The organism is Methanomethylovorans sp. (genome assembly GCF_041447285.1).
Lineage (GTDB): Archaea > Halobacteriota > Methanosarcinia > Methanosarcinales > Methanosarcinaceae > Methanomethylovorans.
In genome coordinates this window covers 60,533-79,970 of sequence record NZ_JBGMEB010000018.1, presented here as the reverse complement: position 1 = coordinate 79,970, position 19,438 = coordinate 60,533, and the positions used below count along the sequence as shown (strand labels likewise).

Below are 19,438 nucleotides of genomic sequence, written 5' to 3'. Positions count from 1 at the left end.
AGTATTATATATCATGCAATTCCTCTCCATATAGTACATTTAGGCTTATAGTGCCCGTTTTCATGGAGTGTCACCTATGCAATATAGTCTGGGAATAGATGCCGGCGGAACTTTTACAGATGCTGTCCTCATTCGTGATACGGATGGGGTGATAGTGCAGAAAACAAAGGTAATAACCACATATCCTGATCCATTGGACGGGATAAGCAGGGCCATCGATGAACTCGATAAGGAATATGTCCGCAATGTCAAACTGGTATCGGTTTCCACCACACTTTCCACCAATACTATCCTTGAGGACACCGGATTTCCTGTGGCTGCTATCCTCGTTGGGGATTATGCCATACCACAGGAAGGGTTCCCCACTCCTGACTATATAATGGTGAACGGCGGTCATACAAGCAATGGTGAAGAGGCTGCTCCCCTGGATGAGGAAAAAGTAAGGACGTTCGCTCTGGAGGTAAAGGACAAGGTAGCTGCCTTTGCGGTTTCTGCCTTCTTCAGCAATAGGAATTCGGACCACGAGCTAAGGGTAAAGAAGATAATTACAGAACTAACAGGGCTGCCTGTGGTATGTGGTCATGAACTGTCCCAGGAAGTAGGAGCATATGATCGTGCGATAACCGCATACCTTAATGCCCAGCTGCTCCCGATCACACACCAGTTCATACAGTCCATACTTAAAGATATTCGTGCAAGGGGGATCGATGCAAACCTGCTTATGCTTAAGTGTGACGGTTCTGTGGTAGGTATGGAAGAGGCGCTGGAACGTCCGATAGAATCTATCTTCTCGGGTCCTGCCGCAAGTCTTGTAGGTGCTTCATATCTTGCAAAACTGGACACTTGCGCCATGATAGACGTAGGGGGTACCAGTACCGATGTCGCCCTTATCAAGAACGGGGTGCCTGAACTCAGTGAACATGGTGCCATTGTAGGAGGCTGGAAGACCATGGTGAAAGCTGTCCGCATGGAAACCTCAGCTACTGGCGGTGACAGTCATGTATGGATCAGCGACCACAAATTCCATGTGGGACCTCGCAGGGTCATCCCTCTCTGCCGTGCAGCACAGCAGTATCCGGGTTTCCTTCAACAGCTTAAGGAAAGCAAGAGTCCTTCAAAGAAGATTCTTGACGAAAACGTACAGGCTACCAAATTCTTTGTACGTACCGGCTTTAAACCAATTGGACTTTCAAAAAGTGAAGACGAAATATATGACTACATTCTGCACACGCCTGTGTCCTATGTTGAACTCTTCCAGAAGATGAAAAAACAGCCAAGCACTTATGCAATAGATAATCTAATTAAAAAGCGTCTGATACAACCCATTGGTTTTACTCCAACTGACATGCTCCATGTACTTGGAGAATTGCAGAAATGGAATGGTGAAGCCTCTGTTGTTGGTGCAGAAAAGCTCGCAAAAATATTACAGGTCGATAAGATCGAACTATGCCGACAAATTAAACAAAAAGTTGCAAGGAATATGGCGGTTGATCTGATATCTTATCTTGTTGAAGGTATACCTGCTGATATTGTAGATAGGATATTATCCGGAGAGAATTTCACAAAGTTTAAAGTAGAAACACCTGTTGTCCTTTTAGGGGGACCTGTCTGGGCATTCAAGGAAGAAATGGAAAAACTCATTGATGCACAGTTCATTGTGCCTGAAAATGCGGATGTAGGCAATGCTGCAGGTGCTTTGGTAGGCAAGGGAATAAAGAGAGTGGAGATCCTCATCAAGAAACATTTTGCTCCTATTACAGGTGAAGGAGTTTCGGATGAAGAACTGAAAGAAGCAAAAGAAGTTGTTGAATATTTTGTCTTCGTTCCGGAAGGTAGAAAGGCCTTTGGAGATCATGCTGATGCCATAGCATTCGCAACGGATACCGGCAAAAAAATGGTAATGGACTACATGATAGCGGCGGGCTATTGCAATAACGAGGTTGAGATCGACATCACCAGAAAAGATATGGCGATAACTGAAGGAGAGATGCCTATGGAAACAAAGATCATTGTTGTAGGCGTGGGAACTTCCCGCATAGTGATGGATAAGAACTGCATTCCAGACTATATGCGTAAAAAGGCATTCAGCTTCAGCAAGTCGCTTGATGGATCATACTCCGGAAAATGATCATTCATCAAGCATTTTTATTTTTGCTCCAATGGATTTCATGTCCTCAAAGAAGTTAGGGTATGAGATGGATACGGATTCTGCGGTATCTATAGTGGTGTTTCCAGCTACCATTCCTGCTAAGGTCAACGACATTACTATCCTGTGATCATGCCATCCGTGCACATCTGCTCCTGTAAGCTTGCCACCGGTGATGGTAAGACTATCAGGCTCTTCTTTGACCAAAATACCCATTTTTGAAAGCTCAACTGCCATAGCATGCAGCCTATCCGTTTCCTTGTAACGCACATGTTTAGCATTGCCGATAACGGTCACACCATCAGCAACAGCAGCCAACACTGCCACAGTTGGCACGAGATCCGGAGTTGCTCCAGCATCGAATGTTATTCCCTTTAAAGTTTTGCCGATAACGGTCACAACGCCTGTTTCTGTATCCCATTGCACATCAGCTCCCATCAGTCTGAGCACATTGATGATCTCAGAATCCCCCTGTTTTGATGGAAAAAGATTACGAACAATGATACGCGAACCAAGCATTGCTGCAGACGCAAGTAAATAGGAAGCTGAAGAGAAATCGCCCGGCACAGTGTACTCTTTAAGATCATACTTCTGATTTGCAGGAATTATGAATTTAATCCCATTGGTTTCATCTACTAATATCCTTACGCCGGCTTCTGCTAACATTTCAATGGTAATATCCACATAAGGCCTGGACTTCATCTCACCCTTAATAGAAAGAATAGTATCTTCTGCAGCAAGTGGACAAGCCATTAATAGTGCAGAAACGAATTGTGAACTCATGGAACCATCTATTTCCACAGCTGAACCTTTGAGCCCTCCCCTTACTACAATGGGAGCACATCCGTTATTCCGTGTGGAAAAAACTTCCACATTCATCTTGTTGAGCACATCCAGAAGTGGCTGATTTGGCCTCCCCCTTATGGAATGGTCACCTGTAAGTACTGTAGCACCGTTTGCCAGTGAAGATATGGCAGTCATGAGGCGCAAAGTAGTACCGGAGTTCTTCACGTCTATTATATCATCAGGTACTCCTGGTTTCCCTTTCATGCCTATTATATGGAGGTCACCATTGATTATTTCTATCTTAGCCCCTAATTTTTCACAGGCTGCTACAGTTGCTAAGGTGTCTGCCGACAATAAGGGTTTTTTGACAATACATTCATTGGAAAGAGCACCTATAGCAATAGCTCGATGCGTATAGCTTTTTGATGTGGGTGCAAATAACTCACCACTAATCTTAGAGATGCCAGCAGATACTTTCATGTTATCCTCATATGATAAAAGTTACCAGAATTTTATGCATCAGATATCGTATTCATAAACAGCAGCGTTTGCATGTTTTTGAATCCAAGCATGAAGTGATGATATATATAGGTATCTATACATATCTGTCCCAAGCTGTATTTAGAACATATAAAACTATCAAAAAGCATCTTATTAAAAATTGATTTTTAGAATGTCTTTTCTGATATATAATGGTGCTTAGCAATATAAAGTAATAAATCGTCTTTCATTTAGATACAGAAATAAAATGTCCAAGATAACGGATTAACTTATCATTTGATATGTATAAATGAAGTGTCTACAGAAGATAAGATAAGGTAATAATATGGAAGAGCAAAACAATGTCGAACAGGACATAAAAATGATCTGGGCAGTTACTCTTTTGTATCTCTTTGTAGCGAGTATCTGGATCAGATTCTCTGATACCGTTTTAGAGTTGTTTGCTCCGGACATGGTCCTTTATGCCAGACTGCAAACTTACAAAGGATGGGCTTTTGTCCTTGTTACAGGATTATTATTCTACCTATATCTTAAACCGCGCATTGAATCTCTCAGGAAATCACAAAATGCCCTTTTAGAGGCTAGAGAAGAACTACGTAAAAGTGAAGAAGATTATAGAAGATTATTTGAAGATCATTCCGCGATCAAACTTCTTATTGACCCCGATACTGGCAAGATCGTTCAGAGTAATCATGCGGCTGCAGCTTACTACGGATGGAGCAGAGAAGAACTCAGCCAGATGCGTATCCAGCAGATTAACACTCTAACTCCTGAAGAAATAAAGTCGGAAATGAACAGGGCTAAAAATCGAAAAAATATCTGTTTTGAATTCAAACATCGTCTTGCAGATGGGTCAATAAGGGATGTTGAAGTATTCAGCAGCACTATAAAAATGAAAGACAAAGAGTTACTTCATTCTATAGTCCATGATATCACCAATCGCAAACAAGCAGAAAAAGCCTTACAGGAAAGCGAGAAGAAATTCAGGAGCTATGTTCAGAATGCACCTCATGGTATTCTTATAACTGATGCCAATGCAGAGTTCCTTGAAGTCAACAGAACTGCCTGTATGTTAACAGGATATTCAGAAGAAGAATTAACAGGGACGAATTTTAATGACTTAATAACCCAGGAATGCAGGAAGAAAGCATATCAGAATTTCATAGATCTTAAAAACAGTGGCTTCGGTTCTGCTGAACTACCCTTTGCGCATAAAGACGGTACAGTTTGTTGGTTGGCAATAGATGCATGCAAGTTATCAGAAAACAGTTATCTTCTATTTGCAAGCGATATCACACAAAAGAAGAAAGCTGAGCATTCTCTTGTAAAAGCCAAAATGATGGCGGAAGAAAATAATCGCATGAAATCAGAGTTCTTGGCAAACATGAGCCATGAGCTACGTACTCCACTTACAGCAATTATTGGTTTTTCAGATCTTCTTAACACTCAGCATTATGGTGAATTAAATAAGAAACAACTTGATTTTGTAACTCACATTTATAATAGCGGAAAACATCTTCTTGATGTAATAAATGATGTTCTGGACCTGTCGAAGATTGAAGCAGGTAAAATGGAACTGGAATATGAATACTTCTCTCTTATCGGATTAATAGAGGAAGTTAAAAAGGCCCTTTATCCTCTGGCTACAAAGAAAGGTATTGAGATAAGCATACACGACAAAAGTAAGGAACTTGAGATATTTGCTGACAAAACGAAGATAAAACAAATAATGTATAATTTACTCAACAATGCTATCAAGTTTACTCCGGATAATGGTTCGATATCAATTATTACAAAGAAAAACGATAATACTATCGAAGTATCGGTTTCTGATACAGGTATTGGAATTCCTGAAAATATGCACGAAGAGATCTTTGATCCATTTGTACAGGTTGATGCATCAAACAAGAGAAAATACGGTGGTACCGGCCTGGGGCTTGCGCTTACCAGGAGGTTCGTTGAAATGCACAAAGGAAAGATTTGGGTAGAAAGCGAGGAAGGGAAAGGAAGTACTTTTATTTTTACCATTCCTGATCAGAAAAATGATGAATAAAATAGCCTTTTACCCAATGAAGTCATGGAACTTGTTGCTCAAACGTTCTTTCTTTCGAAGTATTAAATTAGATTAAAGATAATTAGCTTTACTGATGGTTGAAAAAGCTCAATGCTACAGTATAGGATATGCTAACAGATCCTTTGATGACTTTGTGCAGATTCTTGTTGAAAACGGAATAACTAACCTTATAGATATCCGGAGGTATCCACACTCAACATTTGAAGAATATAACAAAGAGTCGCTGGAAAGATCTCTTCCTCTCAATAACATAATATATGCCCATTGTGAAGGAGTTGGAGGTCTCCGGGACTCCACATATATCGAATATATGGGTACTGGCGAATTTAGGAACAGTGCTGCACAGCTCTTCGAGTACATAAAGAAGATTGGCAATAAGGGAGGGAAAGTGGTATTAATGTGTGCAGAAAAAAATCCAAAAGACTGCCATAGGCGTTATCTTGCACTATATTTAGAACAGATGGGGATAAAAGTAATACATCTGACCGAAACAGGCCAGATGGATTTAAGTTGCTTCTCCTGATTATTAAATTACATAGCACGCAGACGAGCTATCCTCTCTTCTGTGGCAGGATGTGTTCTAAACAAGTTGCTCAAGCCGCCTCCCTTTAGAGGATTGACTATGAACATGTGTGCTGTGCTATCTGATGCCTGCACATCTCCTCTTCTTGGGCGGTATAGAGCACTACCATATTCCAATTTTTCCAAAGCATTTGCAAGAGCCCATGGCTTTTTACAGATCCTTGCTCCTTCTTGATCTGCAGCAAATTCCCTTGATCTGGATATGGCAAGCTGTATAATGGTAGCTGCCAGAGGAGCCACAATAGCCAACACGATAAGGCCAATTATATTATTGCCCCCTTCATCATCATTTCCACCAAATCCACCGAAGATAGCTGCCCATTGTGCCCATGTGGCTATCATGGATATGACACCTGCAATGGTTGCTGCAATTGCACTTATAAGCGTATCTCTGTTCTTCACATGTGCCATTTCATGTGCAAGAACACCTTCGAGTTCTTCAGTTGAGAGAAGATCCAATATACCTGTAGTGGCTGCTACAGCTGCATGTTTTGGATCTCTTCCAGTTGCAAAGGCATTGGGCATAGAAGTATGCACGATATAGACTTTAGGCATAGGCATATCTGCAAGAGTTGCAAGTTTCTTTACTATGCCATACAATTGCGGGTGCTCAGAAGCAGAAACCTCTTCTGCCCTGTACATGCGCAATACGATCTTATCACTGTACCAATAGGTACCAAAGTTCAGAATTATAGCGAATATGAATGCTATAATCATTCCGGAAAAGCCTCCGATGAGCCTTCCGACGATGACCAGCAAACCGGTCAAAGATGCCAATAACAGAGTTGTTTTCAGCATGTTTCCCATATTATATTTCCTCAATAGATCTCATTAGGCGAGTTCTCATAAATTTGCATAGATTATATGTATGTTCATCTATAAAAAGATGCCCGATCAGAATAAATATAAAATAAAGAATGAGAAAAGATCAAACATCTTCAATAGTAATGTTCTCTTCCTTTTCCATTTCGCTAATAAGAGCTTCCAGTTCTTCCATTTCCTGGTTCATGTCCAGTATCTCAGTATCAGTTATACTTACATTACCTTCAGCAAGAACCGCATCTGCAGTTGCAGTATCATTTACAGAAATCATTGCAGAGGATGCCAATTCAGAACTATTATCCTTTTTATCTACACATCCGGAGAATGCGAGACCGCAGATGAAAATAGCTAAGATGCAAATACTAGTATACTTCATTTTTAGTCCTCCTGCGAATTATTCTCTTCAGATACACTATCAAATTGAGATGCCCAATGTTTGCTGTCTTCCCCAGTGCCTGCAGTATATGTTCCATCTCCTGAGAGTACAGCGTTTCCGGTACCTTCCACTGCCAGATCAAGAATATTTCCTCTGACCATGACAGTAAGCCTACTTCCAGAGATACTTACTTTCCCTGTAAGGTTAGAGTAGACAAGTGCCCTCTTTGGATCATCAGCCTGAGAATTATCCAGCTCCAGCACAACTTCAGATTCATTGCTAATGATCCTTATCTTTGCATCACCTGCAAGATCTTTGATCACAAGCTGTGAAGCATTTATTTGCATCTCTGCTTCTATGTCACCTGAAAGTACTGCGGTACCGTTACCTATGGCCTTGAGTGTACCATCCCCATTAAGAGAAACTAGCCCTTGCCTATAACTTCTAAGAATTTGAGATATCTCAACAAGCACAGAGTTTGCATCTTTTAGGTTTTCCGCTGCAGCGTTCCAATATTCCTTGGATGCTGTTTCATCACCATTCCCATAAGCTTCTTTTGCACTTTCCCTGTTCTGCCGGGCCTTATCTATGAGGTCATTATATTCTCCAAGCAGCTTCTCAAGCTCTGCGGTATCCTCACCCTGTTGCTCAAGTTGTCTTATTTCATTAGAAAGACGTTCTGAAAGAGACACAGATTTATTCAGGTAAAGACCAACTTTATCATCCACGAATCCTGCCCGTGTCTTAGAGGCATGCTTAACTGCATCTCTCCATATATCACGGATATTTCTTGCAGATCTGGCAAGCTCCTTAGTTGTAGTTGCATTTTCAACATTGCTCTTTTCAGCATCCAGTTCAGAGATATATCCATCAATTTCAATGAGCACCACGTCGGCATCTTTCCTCTCAGATGCATCCACTTTCTGTTTCAAATCCTCTAAACTGGATACAGTATAATCAATGGTTTCAAGCAAGTATTCCTGTCTGACATCAAATACCTCCTTTGATGAAGCATTGATTTTGCCACTGTTCATTTTAGCATTTAATTGCTGTAATTTTTCCTTTGCAGAAAAATACTCTCTTTTTGATTCCCTTAATCTTAAAAAGGATCCGTTATTGTCTGTATCATTGCTATAGTTTACAGAAATCCGATTTTGTTCCCTTTCCTGGTTTTTCGCCTCACCGCCCTGGTTTCCCATCCCGGAATTACCATTGGAATCACTATTAGAATTACCATTGGAATTGCCATTGCCTTCCCCTGGTGCAGCAAGAGCATCAGTAGAGAGAACACTAAAAAGTACCAACACAACAGCCACATAAGCAATTAATTTCATGGTTTTCGTTTTTATCTCCCCTTGCATATATATTTATGGATTTTAACGTATTCAATAAATTAGCGATCCTGCAGAAATCCAAAATAAAACAAATCAGATATTCTGCATGATCAACAGAGACTATACATTAAACAAATTACTTAGTTGTTGCCATAATTATAGTCATTAGGAACGTTGTCGGCACCATAATTATTAGGTATACATACTCCTGTGTTCACGCATTGGCCATCATTTGGACAGTCACCAGCATTTGGGCAAACCCCATCACAGATACAATCACCATTATTATTCAACATCTTTCCATTTCCGCCTTCTCCGGCTTTTGCAGAAACTGCTCCAATCGCCAGCATGCTGACAATCAGGAGTGCAACGGAAACGTATGCTATCTTTTGTATGGTTCTCATTTATACTTCTCCTTTTTTACATCAGACGTTTTTCGTCAAACACTATGTTCGAATATTCGAATAAAAGCATACTTTACTTTAGGGACACTTTCACTTCATGCGAAGATAATTCTAAGGAGGTATGGGCTTGATTTTACTTGAATAAACTTTATGAACACCCAGATACAAGGTCTTGGAAAAGATTTACATATATTGGAATTTAATATAAAACCGTGCCTTTCAAAAAAACTATAACTAAAATACGTAACTTATTGATAGTTGCAATCTTATGTTTGCTTTTTATTCAAACAACATCAGCCGCAGAAGTAGCAACTGTCCATGGAGCTATATATGAATGGGAAACATTTAAGCTTCTGGAGAATACGATTGTTGAAGTCAATTCCACACCTCCTCAGTCACAAGTAGCGAAATACGGCCTGTACTCCTTTGATCTGCCAGTGGGAATCTACCTGCTCAATGCAAGTTATTATGAGGATGGGGAATTGGTATATTACGCAGAAGAAAATCTCAATATTACTGACGGTGGAGATTATCTTCTTGACATGTTGCTTCTGCCAGCTTATCCTAAAGGCAGCTTAAATGATAGTGATCTTACAGAAATTACAACAGGACTTGAAAATAAATCTCTTATTCTGGATGGAAATGAATCTAAAACCACGGTTTATCTGATAGCTGCGGGCGCTATAGTTATTGTTGGCACAATAGCTGCTTTTGCATTAACGAAGAGAAAAGCATCGCAGAAAAACGAACCTGAAACCAGATTATATGATTTTGAATATACAGATCAGGAAACCTTAACAGATGATGGAACTTCATTGCCACATGATCTTCAACAAGTAGTTGATATAATCAAGAACAACGGTGGACGTATAACGCAAAGAGATCTTCGCAGTAAAATGAGTTACTCTGAAGCGAAAGTAAGTCTAATGGTGTCAGATCTTGAAAATAGAGGTATTGTAGAGAAATTCAAGAAAGGCAGAGGCAACATTATAGTCCTTAAAGAGAACGATCACCAAAATTTATAATTGCTTTAAGTACCTATGCTTTTCGAGATTAATATTCATTTCAAATCAAACGAGGCAACCTGATGCGAGTTTCTATGGATATAGAATTACAGGATGCTCCAGGGCAACTGGTGCAGGCACTAAAACCAATATCTGAGTTCAAGGGTAACCTTGTCTCTGTGGTACATCATCATGAGAAAAGAACGCCCCGTGGCACTATTCCTGTCCAGGTAGTATTTGAGACAGACGCCTTTAACGTATCTCCTCTTATCAGAAAGCTGGAAAACCTCGGCGTAGGAGTAATTCGGGTAAATGAGGAAAAATATCTCGAAAAGGGAACAGTCGTACTTATTGGCCATATAGTACACACGGACCTAGAAGATACTATTGATACAATTGATAAGACAGGATATGCAGAAGTAGTGGAACTTCACCTTTCAATGCCTAGTATAAATAAATCATCTTCTGCCTCCTTCAAGATTGATGCGGTAGGGAAAAAAGAATTGAAAGATGCTATATCATTACTCAGATCAATTGCTATTAAGAAAGACCTTGTGCTGATAGAGCCGATTGAGAGTGAGATCCTGTGAGGTTTTAAACATGAAAACAATAAAGGCATCAATCATTGGTTTTGGTTCTGTTGGGCAGGGAGTTGCAAAAGTATTGCTTCGTAAAAATGAAGAATTAAGGTCAATGGGCCTTGATATTAAGGTTGTTGCAGTTGCTGACTCAAAAACTTCTGTAGTCAACATGAATGGCCTGGACCTTGCCCATGTCCTTGAGCGTAAAGTATCTGAAGGAATTGTAGGCGATGCAAATACCACGGGTCATGACATTATTCGTGATGTAGACCATGATCTTGTCATAGAAACAACACCTACTAACATTAATACAGGCGGTGTGGGTCTGCAGAACATGATAATGGCCTTCAATAAAAAAAGACATGTTGTAACATCCAATAAAGGTCCGCTTGCATTAAAATATAATGAGCTCTCAGCACTAGCTTCTAAATGCGGATGTGCTTTTAGGTTTGAGGCAACTGCCGGAGGTGCAATGCCTTTACTTAACCTTGTGAGGGATACTCTTGCTGGTAACGAAGTTATAAGTATAGAAGGCATTTTCAATGGTACTTGTAACTATATTCTTACCCGCATGATGGAAGAGCATGCAACCTATGAACTTATGCTTGCAGAAGCACAGGAATTAGGCATAGCAGAAAAAGACCCTACATATGATGTAGAAGGCATAGATTCAGCATGCAAACTTGTGATTCTTGCAAATGCTATATTCGGAATGAATGTGGCATATGAAGATGTACATGTCACCGGCATTTCCCGCATCACTCCTGAAGCTTTAATGCTTGCTGAGACAAATGGATATGTAGTAAAACTTATTGGAGAAGTTAACCGGCAGAGAATCCAGGTAGCTCCGAGGCTGGTTCCTAAAGGACATCCACTTGCAGTTGGAGGAACTCTGAATGTAGCCTCACTGCAAACGGACCTTGCGGGACCTGTAACAGTTGTTGGCAGGGGCGCCGGGTCAGTAGAGACTGCAAGTGCCATTCTCAGTGACATTATTTCCATTTACATGAATTAAAAAAGCTGATCGAATGACAAGCTTCAAGGAGTTCTGCAGGGTATGTAAAGTCATAGAAGAGACATCCGGATCTTTGGATATGACAGCTCTTGTCTCTGAACTATTTTCCCTTGTGACAAGCGAAGAGTTGCCGATTGTCACTCATTTTGTCATGGGGGAGGTATTCCCTGCCTGGAGCGATGAAGAGGTCGGTTTGGGAACAGGGCTTCTTCTCAATGCCCTTTCCAAATCTTCAGGTCTTTCAGTTAAAAAGATAGAAGATATAGTAAGGGAAACCGGCGATATAGGTAAAACCGCAGTGAAAGCCCTGAGCAAAATATCTAAAGGGCAGGCTACCTTCTCATCTTTCCTGGACACACCTGTGGAACTTAGCATAATGGAGGTATTCGAAAGGTTCAGAAATATAGCTAGTGCAACTGGCAAAGGATCCCAGACCTCCAGGATAAAGCATTTACAATACCTCTTTAATTCGGCATCTCCTGACGAAGTTGGGTATATAGCCAGACTTGCCATTGAAGATATGAGAATAGGCGTGGGTGAAGGTATTGTAAGGGATGCTATTGCAAAAGCTTTTGATGTACCTGTGGAGTCGGTTGAGAGGAGTTATATGCTCACCAATGACATGGGACTTGTGGCTGTCACTGCTAAGGAAGGTGGCAATGACGCCCTTTTAAATCTTGGCTTGAAGGTAGGCAGACCGATAAAACTGATGCTTGCTCAGGTAACACCTGATATAGAAACAGCTATCAAAGACCTGGGCATCGTTGCAGCAGAATGGAAATTCGATGGGGCAAGAGTGCAGATACATAAAAATGGTGATGAAATCACCCTCTATTCCCGCCGTCTTGAGAATATAACAGACTCACTCCCTGATATCGTATCTGCAGTGAAGAAAGCTGTAAAGGCCAATTCTGCGATACTTGACGGTGAAGCAGTTGCTATTGATGAAGATGGCAGACCTAAACCATTCCAGGAGATCCTCAAACGCTTCAGAAGAAAATATGACGTGGAAAACAAAGTACGTCACATACCTTTAACTCTTAATCTCTTTGATATAATGTATCTTGAAGGTGAAAGCCTAATAGAGCTTCCACTTCAAAAGAGACGAGAATTCCTTGTATCATCAGTAGAGAACAGTGATCTTGTGCGTGTGGATAACCAGCTGATAACATCGGAAATCTCAGAGATAAACAGTATGTATGAGCAGGCACTTCAAGCAGGGCATGAGGGAATTATGCTAAAAAACCCTGATTCTCCATATTCACCCGGAAAAAGGGGAAAGAACTGGCTTAAGAAAAAGCCAGTTATGGAAACACTGGACCTCGTGGTAGTAGGAGCTGAATGGGGCTATGGCAGAAGAACAAGTTTTCTTGGTTCTTATGCATTGGCCTGCCATGATCCTGACACTGGCAGATTCCTGCCTGTGGGCAAGGTGGCTACCGGGATATCTGATGAACAATTATCAGAATTAACAGAACTTTTCAAGGAACATATTATTTCAGAATCCGGTACTGTTGTGGAGATCAGACCTCATGTTCTCTTTGAAGTGGCTTTTGAAGAGATACAAAAGAGCACAAACTATGAATCCGGATATGCATTGCGCTTTCCAAGACTTGTGCGTGTAAGGGATGATAAGTCAATAGAAGAAGTTGATACGCTGGAACGTCTTGAGGATATGTACAGGACACAGCGTAAATGAGGAACTGCAAAAAGTCAATAGCTTCTTTTTGTTTCAAAAACTATTATACCTATCAGACCATAACCCAAAACATATGAGAAATAAATTATTCGTAGCTATTTTGCTGATAGCTGTTCTTGCATTTTCAGGATGTGCGGATAAAGAGAACGGGACTGTTACTAGCAACAATACATCTGCTGAAGATATAGAATACGTGGAAATCTATATTGACGATTATAACTTCCATCCACAAACACTTACCATTTCCAGAGGGGATACTGTGCGGTGGACTAATAATGATTCTGTGGCATATATTGTCAAAAGCAGTGCATTCCAGTCCCCTACTCTGACCAAAGGTATGACCTTTACCTACACGTTCTATGAGAACAGAACATACAATTGCTATCTTGCAACACATCCCTATACAAAAGGCGGTATAATAGTAGTGGAATAAGTCACAATAGCACATCTTCGAGGCCAGCGGAGAGTACTATCTCCGCAGCCGTTTCAATTTCCTGCTTAGTAAGATGTCTGTTCATCTCTGGGTATTTGTAAGCAAGATAATGTGGACTATACTGGAACATCAAATTAAACCGAACATGAGGAATACGTTCTGCTACCCACTTCACTGCAGGCCTTGTACAGCAATCAATATGTCCGGGTAAGACCAGATGGCGCAGGAGTATTTCTGCATCTGAATATGCTCTAAGCAGGTTTTCAGTGACCACCTGCATGTAATTTTTAACTTTTGAATATTTATCAGCGCATTCGTCGTTACCATATCTCAGGTCAGCGAGATAAACATCTACAACACCTTCCAGCAAATCTGCTACTTCCCTGGAATGATACATGTTAGAGTTCCAGATAACAGGGATGTTTACTGACAAATTTCTGATAATTCTGAGCACTGTATGCGGATGTGGAGTAGGAGTGACAAAGTTCACGTTCTTTGATCCTTGCATATGGCGCTTTTCTATCAATTTAGCAAGTTCCAGCGGATCAGCGATCTTACCCGTTTCCGGATGAGTAGCTATATCCCAATTCTGGCAATAGATACATGAAAATACACATCCTGCGAAGAAAATTGTGTGAGAAGGCACAAGTTCAGGCTCTTCGCCGGTGTGCAGGAATTCTGATGCATATCCTGAAACAGCTCCGACACGACAGTAACCCTTATGGTTCTCTTTCCTGTTAACACCGCATCTGCGTTCGCAGAAACAGCAATTTTCAAGCATCTTTTGTATAATTGCAACCTTCAGGTCAAGAAGAGAAGATTTATGATCACTAAGATGAGGAGTATATCCATTAGTATCTATCGATACCAGAAGCTGCCGGTAATCCTGCATCTTCATCTGATGAATATCCCATAGTTCCTCCATAGAAGAGTTTTTTTCGAATGATACAGGTACTAAACTGGTTATCCTATACCTTGGAAGCAGTTCATTCTTCTCAACTTGCTGATACCTGCGCAGGAAAACAGGTTCATTCATAAATATACTTGTGCAGGAAGAATTGAATAACTTGTGGTCCTATATGATCTGAGTTTTATATGCAGAGGGCATTAGATGGTGGAAAATGATTCTGACAATGAGAAACTCGACCCTAAGCTTTACATCCTTTCTATTTCCAAATTCTTCAAGGACCTGGGTACAGGAATACTTGCTTTTCTCATACCACTCTACATCGTGCAAACACATAGCATCTTTGCTCCTGAAATTCCTGATGTGGTAAAAGCGGGAATTGTAACCACAGTATATGGCATTTTTAATGCATTTTCCCAACCCTTTTTAGGCAGGTTGTCTGACAGGCTAGATAAAAGGAAGCCTTTTGTAATCATTGGCCTTGCGGGATTTATGGCAGCTTCACTGCTTTATTCCCGTGCTCATGTGTTCGAATATGTTGTATTGTTAAGGGCGATACAGAGCATAACTGTGGGTGCCACAGTACCGGCTATCGTGGCAATGGTGACACACTTCTCAACATCAAGTACAAGAGGCAGAGCCATTGGTATATACTCAAGTATGAGGGGATTTGGGTATGGCATAGGTGCAATGGTTGGCGGAATTGTAGCCACTTACTACGGATATACTGCTGGTTTTTACCTATGTGCTCTGCTGGGTCTGATAAGCTTGCTATTGGTGCAATTTTTTGTAGGCGAGACGCATGAGCAGCATGAAAAACAAACAGTACTGAATAGGAATGATGCCGATACAGCGCAGTTCTATGCACTGGCCCTAGCTATGTTCATAATAATGGTAGGTATTATGATCATATTTGCCTTCCTTCCGGAATATGAATTTCGTCTGCAAGCTTCAGAACTGTCACTTAGCGTTGCAGTATCGGCCTACGTCATATCAAGAGTAATACTGCAAACCCCCATGGGAGTGCTTTCGGACCGATATGGACGTAAAAAGCTGATAGTATATGGTTTACTCCTCAATATACCAGTAGTTCTTGGATTAGGATATGTCACCAGAGTGGAGGAACTTATAGTATTGCGTGCAGTACAGGGACTTTGTATGGCCGCCGTGGAAACACCTGTCATGGCTCTTGCAGTAGACATCGCAGGAGGGACGTCCATAAGTTCGAGAGTCAGCTTCATTACCAGTGCACAGGCAGCAGGCACGGCTTTTGGGCCTCTTATAGGGGGATTACTTGGAGGATATGTGTCTTTTACGATGCCTTTCTATGTATGTGCTGCCATGATGGCTTTTTCACTGATAATAGTAATGAATAAGGTTTCTGAACCTAATTGGAATGACAAAGGCTTTTGAAGTTCTTAAAAGTCATAATGAACCTAGTACCTGAACTTCTATCAAGCTCTAATTTTCCTCCCAGTTGCTCTACCAAAGTAGTGACCAGTTGCGTACCTAGAGAATCTGTGTTGAAGATATCGATAGTTTCAGGTATGCCTTTACCGTTATCGCTGATAGTAAGTATAAGCGAAGTATCTGAAACTTTAAAAGAAACTCTGATAATACCTTGTTCACCTGGGTTAAAAGCATATTTCAGAGAATTTGTAATAACTTCGTTTATTATAAGGCCAATGGGTATGATTTTATCTATATCCAGGTAAATCTCATCGGTATCGAGCTCAAGGCTAACTTTTCCTGTGCCTATAGAATTAGATTGTAGTAGATAATTTACCAAATTTTTTACATAGTCTACAGTGTCTATATTTTCCAAGTCTTTTGACTTGTACAGTTTCTCATGAGCTATAGCCATTGCACGTATTCGGTTTTGGCTTTCAGCGAAAGCTTTTTTGATATCTTTTTCTTGAAAGTTCCTTGCTTGCAGGTTCAGCAGGCTGGAAATCACCTGAAGGTTATTTTTAACCCTATGGTGTATCTCTTTTAGAAGCAGTTCCTTCTTCTGGACTTCCTCTGCCATTTTTCTTTCCGTTATATCCCTTGCAACCGTCAGAATTGCTTTTTGCCCATTATATTCAATTACCCTGCTGCTGACTTCCACCGGAATTCTCTTACCTGAACTATCCACATAGATGGTTTCGTAGATTGCATGTCCCCTATTCTTAAGTTCTTTCAGCCTATCCGGCAGCATTACAGCATATTCCGGTGCGTTGAAATCCCGCGGAGACATGCCCAGCAATTCATTTCTGCTATACCCCAGCATATCGGAAGCGATATCATTGACTTCTTTTATCTTGCCTCCCATATCATCATATATATAAATAGCATCGTTAGCACTCATAAAAAGAGTCTTGAATTTCTCTTCGCTTTCCATAAGTGCCCTTTCAGCTTCTTTAATATGAGAAAGGTCAAGGAAACTTTCCACTATAAGCTGCCTATCATCAAGTTCAATATACGCTGCTTTCTTGAGAATGGGTAATCTTTCGCCCTTTGCAGTAAGAAGCACACGTTCTAAAGAGTCTATTACCTGCTTCTGATCTGTAATAGGACATTTTCCTTTTTCTGCGGGGCATATGAATTCATGACAAACCTTCCCTACCATTTCCTCTTTTTTCCTTCCTAAAAATTGCATTGCTACGGGGTTTACATCGACTATAGTATGAGATTTTGCATCGATTAGCATGACACCAGCCTGGACAGCTTCAAGTATCTTCTTCTGCCTTTCCTGACTTTTCTTCACCTCCGCTTCGATCTGTTGTCTGTGGATCGCAGCTCCTATGGTATCGGCTGCTGCCCAAAGAGCATCCATTTCAACCATAGACCACTCTCTTTCATGCTTACAGTCATCAAATCCAATGAATCCCCACCACTCTTTTCCAACATATATAGGCACAGTTGCAAGCGAAAGTATTCCTTGTTCCCCCAGTGATTCACGCTCTTCATCTGGAAAATCTTTGATAAGACCTGCAATGTGGTACCGTCTTTTCATTATTTTCTCCCAGCGTGGAGCTGCATATCTATATGGTAGCCTCTGTAAAAGTGGATTATCTATCTGAGGAGAGATTCCATGGGCTACCCATTCGTATTTTTGGGACATCAACAGCGTTCCGTCTTCTTCTATCTCATTCTGGAAAATGTATAGTCTGCTAACATCCGTGGCCTTTCCGAGTTGAGCCAAAACCTCATTGAAGTTTTCTGAAGATGAACCCATCTGCAGGAATTTACTTGCTGCCAGACTCACAGCTTCAAGTATCTGTATCACTTGTTCTTTTTCCTGATGTTCGCTGATATCTTGGACTGTGCAGATACCACCCAAAATACTGCCGTCTTCAGCAACATGCGTACTTAATGAAGCTTCAATAGGAGTTGTTTTTCCTGAAAAAAGAGATATATACTCTCCTCTATATTTAAATGGCTTTCCACCTAAAATATTATTTAATCCTTCTTTAATAGAGGGATTTTTTGAAAGTACGGATAGGATATTCAAACCCTGAATGAATTCTTTTGAGCTGCCAATTATTCTTACCAATTCATCGTTACAATTAAGGATCTTGCCACTGGGATCCATATAGAAAATGCCTATTGGAGAGTTTTCAAAGATTATTTTATATTTGTTCTCTGATTCCCTTAACGCTTCTAAAGATTTTCTTCGTTTTTCTTCCAAAGCTATTGCTGCAGTTATGGTATTCAGAACCCATTCATCTTCCTGCAAGAAGACATATTCATGGGGGAAATAAAGAAAGATGGTACTAATATGTTCGTCCCCAATACTTATTTTTTTTGAAATGATATTGTAAGATTTTTGAGAAACTGTAATGGCTTTTTCCTGGCTGTGAGATATGTGTCCACCGATCCAATAATAGCGAGCATGATCTGCTCCAAGAAGCTGTGCAGATGTTGCAATTAAACGATCGATAGCCTCAAGAGGATCAGTAGTGAATGCCAATAAACACTGATTGATCTTCAACAATCGTTCTTCAGTGATTTTTTGATCCGTGATATCTTTTAGAATACCCGTAATACCCAGAAAAGTTCCATTTGCATCTTTTTGCCTTGAACACCTAGACTCGAACCAACAAACCTTTCCATTTTTCTCTTTGATCCTCAGGATCACAGGAAATATTCGTCCATACCTTTTGAGTTTAAGATACGCTCTTGTTACATGCTCCCTATCTTCTGGAATAACAATGTCCAGGATATTAGTGGAAATAATGTCTTCTGCCTGAAATCCATATTTTTCTACATGCGGGCTAATATACGTTATTGTACCCTTTTTATCGGTTTCAAAAAAGATATCCACAATGTTCTCAAAAAGGGAATAGAATCTGTTTCTTGCAAAAAAATGAGCATCTATTAATTGTTTCTTCTCTGTAATGTCTCTTCCAACTAAAAAAACAGTTAATGTATTTCCTTTGGAACCTTTTTCTGGAATTAATTGCCACTGCCAGCTATGATAACCACTTTTACTGGAGAGTTGCAGCTGGATTTCATATTCTGTACCTTTACCTGTAAGAAATGTTTGCTGTATCTTATATTCCAAGTAGTTAACTGCATCTTCCGGAATTTCTGCCTCTTGCAACTTTTTGCCAATCAACTGCCGTGCACTTAACCCAGTGGCTTGTTCCATAGAAGCATTTGCATACAAACACTCCATATTTTCATTAAATGCAACCACTATATCGTTAGAATTATCTGCAAGTATACGAAAATCCATCTGATCAGATCCATGCGTTTAAATTGAATAGTTTTCTAGCTTTGGCGGAAA

16 protein-coding genes are annotated in these 19,438 nt (G+C 40.5%); 9 read left to right on the top strand and 7 right to left on the bottom strand.

Translation table 11 applies throughout. The features are described from left to right. Positions 1 to 76 precede the first annotated feature (76 nt). Positions 77 to 2,128, top strand: coding sequence for a hydantoinase/oxoprolinase N-terminal domain-containing protein (locus ACC612_RS11195; RefSeq protein WP_371854619.1), 2,052 nt, complete (start codon positions 77 to 79; stop codon positions 2,126 to 2,128). On the opposite strand, the gene aroA is transcribed toward ACC612_RS11195, so the two are convergent. Further along, a complete protein-coding gene (gene aroA / locus ACC612_RS11190; RefSeq protein WP_371854618.1) occupies positions 2,129 to 3,412 on the bottom strand; it encodes a 3-phosphoshikimate 1-carboxyvinyltransferase in 1,284 nt (427 codons plus the stop codon). A gap of 346 nt (positions 3,413 to 3,758) precedes the next feature. On the opposite strand from aroA, the gene ACC612_RS11185 reads away from it, so the two are divergent. Further along, complete coding sequence (locus tag ACC612_RS11185; RefSeq protein ID WP_371854617.1) at positions 3,759 to 5,486, top strand: PAS domain S-box protein; 1,728 nt, start codon at positions 3,759 to 3,761, stop codon at positions 5,484 to 5,486. A 94-nt stretch (positions 5,487 to 5,580) separates the two neighbouring features. Continuing rightward, on the top strand, positions 5,581 to 6,030 hold the full coding sequence (locus ACC612_RS11180; protein ID WP_371854616.1) for a DUF488 family protein: 450 nt from the start codon (positions 5,581 to 5,583) through the stop codon (positions 6,028 to 6,030). An 8-nt stretch (positions 6,031 to 6,038) separates the two neighbouring features. Here the strand turns inward: ACC612_RS11180 and htpX are convergent, their stop codons facing one another. From htpX to ACC612_RS11160, 4 genes are all read right to left on the bottom strand, one after another. Next, positions 6,039 to 6,896, bottom strand: a complete 858-nt coding sequence (gene htpX, locus ACC612_RS11175) for a zinc metalloprotease HtpX (protein ID WP_371854615.1) — start codon at positions 6,894 to 6,896, stop codon at positions 6,039 to 6,041. A 121-nt stretch (positions 6,897 to 7,017) separates the two neighbouring features. Further along, positions 7,018 to 7,287: a hypothetical protein gene (locus ACC612_RS11170; protein ID WP_371854614.1), complete on the bottom strand. Its 270-nt coding sequence runs from the start codon at positions 7,285 to 7,287 to the stop codon at positions 7,018 to 7,020. Positions 7,288 to 7,289: 2 nt separating this feature from the next. Continuing rightward, a complete protein-coding gene (locus ACC612_RS11165; RefSeq protein ID WP_371854612.1) occupies positions 7,290 to 8,621 on the bottom strand; it encodes a hypothetical protein in 1,332 nt (443 codons plus the stop codon). A 140-nt stretch (positions 8,622 to 8,761) separates the two neighbouring features. Further along, positions 8,762 to 9,025, bottom strand: a complete 264-nt coding sequence (locus ACC612_RS11160; protein WP_371854611.1) for a hypothetical protein — start codon at positions 9,023 to 9,025, stop codon at positions 8,762 to 8,764. A gap of 212 nt (positions 9,026 to 9,237) precedes the next feature. On the opposite strand from ACC612_RS11160, the gene ACC612_RS11155 reads away from it, so the two are divergent. The 5 genes from ACC612_RS11155 to ACC612_RS11135 all read left to right on the top strand — a co-directional run bounded on the left by ACC612_RS11155 (position 9,238) and on the right by ACC612_RS11135 (position 13,757). After that, the gene (locus ACC612_RS11155) at positions 9,238 to 10,050 is read left to right on the top strand and encodes a helix-turn-helix transcriptional regulator (RefSeq protein WP_371854609.1); all 813 of its coding nucleotides are present in this window, start codon (positions 9,238 to 9,240) and stop codon (positions 10,048 to 10,050) included. 62 nt (positions 10,051 to 10,112) lie between these two features. After that, the gene (locus tag ACC612_RS11150) at positions 10,113 to 10,619 is read left to right on the top strand and encodes an amino acid-binding protein (RefSeq protein WP_371854608.1); all 507 of its coding nucleotides are present in this window, start codon (positions 10,113 to 10,115) and stop codon (positions 10,617 to 10,619) included. 10 nt (positions 10,620 to 10,629) lie between these two features. Then, positions 10,630 to 11,625, top strand: a complete 996-nt coding sequence (locus tag ACC612_RS11145; protein ID WP_371854607.1) for a homoserine dehydrogenase — start codon at positions 10,630 to 10,632, stop codon at positions 11,623 to 11,625. Between the two features lie 13 nt (positions 11,626 to 11,638). Further along, a complete protein-coding gene (locus ACC612_RS11140; RefSeq protein WP_371854606.1) occupies positions 11,639 to 13,324 on the top strand; it encodes an ATP-dependent DNA ligase in 1,686 nt (561 codons plus the stop codon). Positions 13,325 to 13,397: 73 nt separating this feature from the next. Next, positions 13,398 to 13,757, top strand: a complete 360-nt coding sequence (locus ACC612_RS11135) for a hypothetical protein (protein ID WP_371854605.1) — start codon at positions 13,398 to 13,400, stop codon at positions 13,755 to 13,757. Position 13,758: 1 nt separating this feature from the next. Here the strand turns inward: ACC612_RS11135 and ACC612_RS11130 are convergent, their stop codons facing one another. Then, the gene (locus ACC612_RS11130; protein ID WP_371854604.1) at positions 13,759 to 14,793 is read right to left on the bottom strand and encodes a radical SAM protein; all 1,035 of its coding nucleotides are present in this window, start codon (positions 14,791 to 14,793) and stop codon (positions 13,759 to 13,761) included. 75 nt (positions 14,794 to 14,868) lie between these two features. Here ACC612_RS11130 and ACC612_RS11125 point away from each other — a divergent pair, with 75 nt between their 5' ends. Next, on the top strand, positions 14,869 to 16,077 hold the full coding sequence (locus tag ACC612_RS11125) for an MFS transporter (protein ID WP_371854602.1): 1,209 nt from the start codon (positions 14,869 to 14,871) through the stop codon (positions 16,075 to 16,077). On the opposite strand, the gene ACC612_RS11120 is transcribed toward ACC612_RS11125, so the two are convergent. Further along, positions 16,052 to 19,387, bottom strand: a complete 3,336-nt coding sequence (locus ACC612_RS11120; RefSeq protein WP_371854601.1) for a PAS domain S-box protein — start codon at positions 19,385 to 19,387, stop codon at positions 16,052 to 16,054. The genes ACC612_RS11125 and ACC612_RS11120 overlap by 26 nt on opposite strands. Between the last annotated feature and the right edge of the window lie 51 nt (positions 19,388 to 19,438).

Coding starts and splice junctions, on each gene's coding strand:
- ACC612_RS11195 (WP_371854619.1), top strand. CDS start 77: ATGCAATATAGTCTGGGAATAGATGCCGGCGGAACTTTTACAGATGCT.
- aroA (WP_371854618.1), bottom strand. CDS start 3,412: ATGAAAGTATCTGCTGGCATCTCTAAGATTAGTGGTGAGTTATTTGCA.
- ACC612_RS11185 (WP_371854617.1), top strand. CDS start 3,759: ATGGAAGAGCAAAACAATGTCGAACAGGACATAAAAATGATCTGGGCA.
- ACC612_RS11180 (WP_371854616.1), top strand. CDS start 5,581: ATGGTTGAAAAAGCTCAATGCTACAGTATAGGATATGCTAACAGATCC.
- htpX (WP_371854615.1), bottom strand. CDS start 6,896: ATGGGAAACATGCTGAAAACAACTCTGTTATTGGCATCTTTGACCGGT.
- ACC612_RS11170 (WP_371854614.1), bottom strand. CDS start 7,287: ATGAAGTATACTAGTATTTGCATCTTAGCTATTTTCATCTGCGGTCTC.
- ACC612_RS11165 (WP_371854612.1), bottom strand. CDS start 8,621: ATGAAATTAATTGCTTATGTGGCTGTTGTGTTGGTACTTTTTAGTGTT.
- ACC612_RS11160 (WP_371854611.1), bottom strand. CDS start 9,025: ATGAGAACCATACAAAAGATAGCATACGTTTCCGTTGCACTCCTGATT.
- ACC612_RS11150 (WP_371854608.1), top strand. CDS start 10,113: ATGCGAGTTTCTATGGATATAGAATTACAGGATGCTCCAGGGCAACTG.
- ACC612_RS11145 (WP_371854607.1), top strand. CDS start 10,630: ATGAAAACAATAAAGGCATCAATCATTGGTTTTGGTTCTGTTGGGCAG.
- ACC612_RS11140 (WP_371854606.1), top strand. CDS start 11,639: ATGACAAGCTTCAAGGAGTTCTGCAGGGTATGTAAAGTCATAGAAGAG.
- ACC612_RS11135 (WP_371854605.1), top strand. CDS start 13,398: ATGAGAAATAAATTATTCGTAGCTATTTTGCTGATAGCTGTTCTTGCA.
- ACC612_RS11130 (WP_371854604.1), bottom strand. CDS start 14,793: ATGAATGAACCTGTTTTCCTGCGCAGGTATCAGCAAGTTGAGAAGAAT.
- ACC612_RS11125 (WP_371854602.1), top strand. CDS start 14,869: ATGGTGGAAAATGATTCTGACAATGAGAAACTCGACCCTAAGCTTTAC.
- ACC612_RS11120 (WP_371854601.1), bottom strand. CDS start 19,387: ATGGATTTTCGTATACTTGCAGATAATTCTAACGATATAGTGGTTGCA.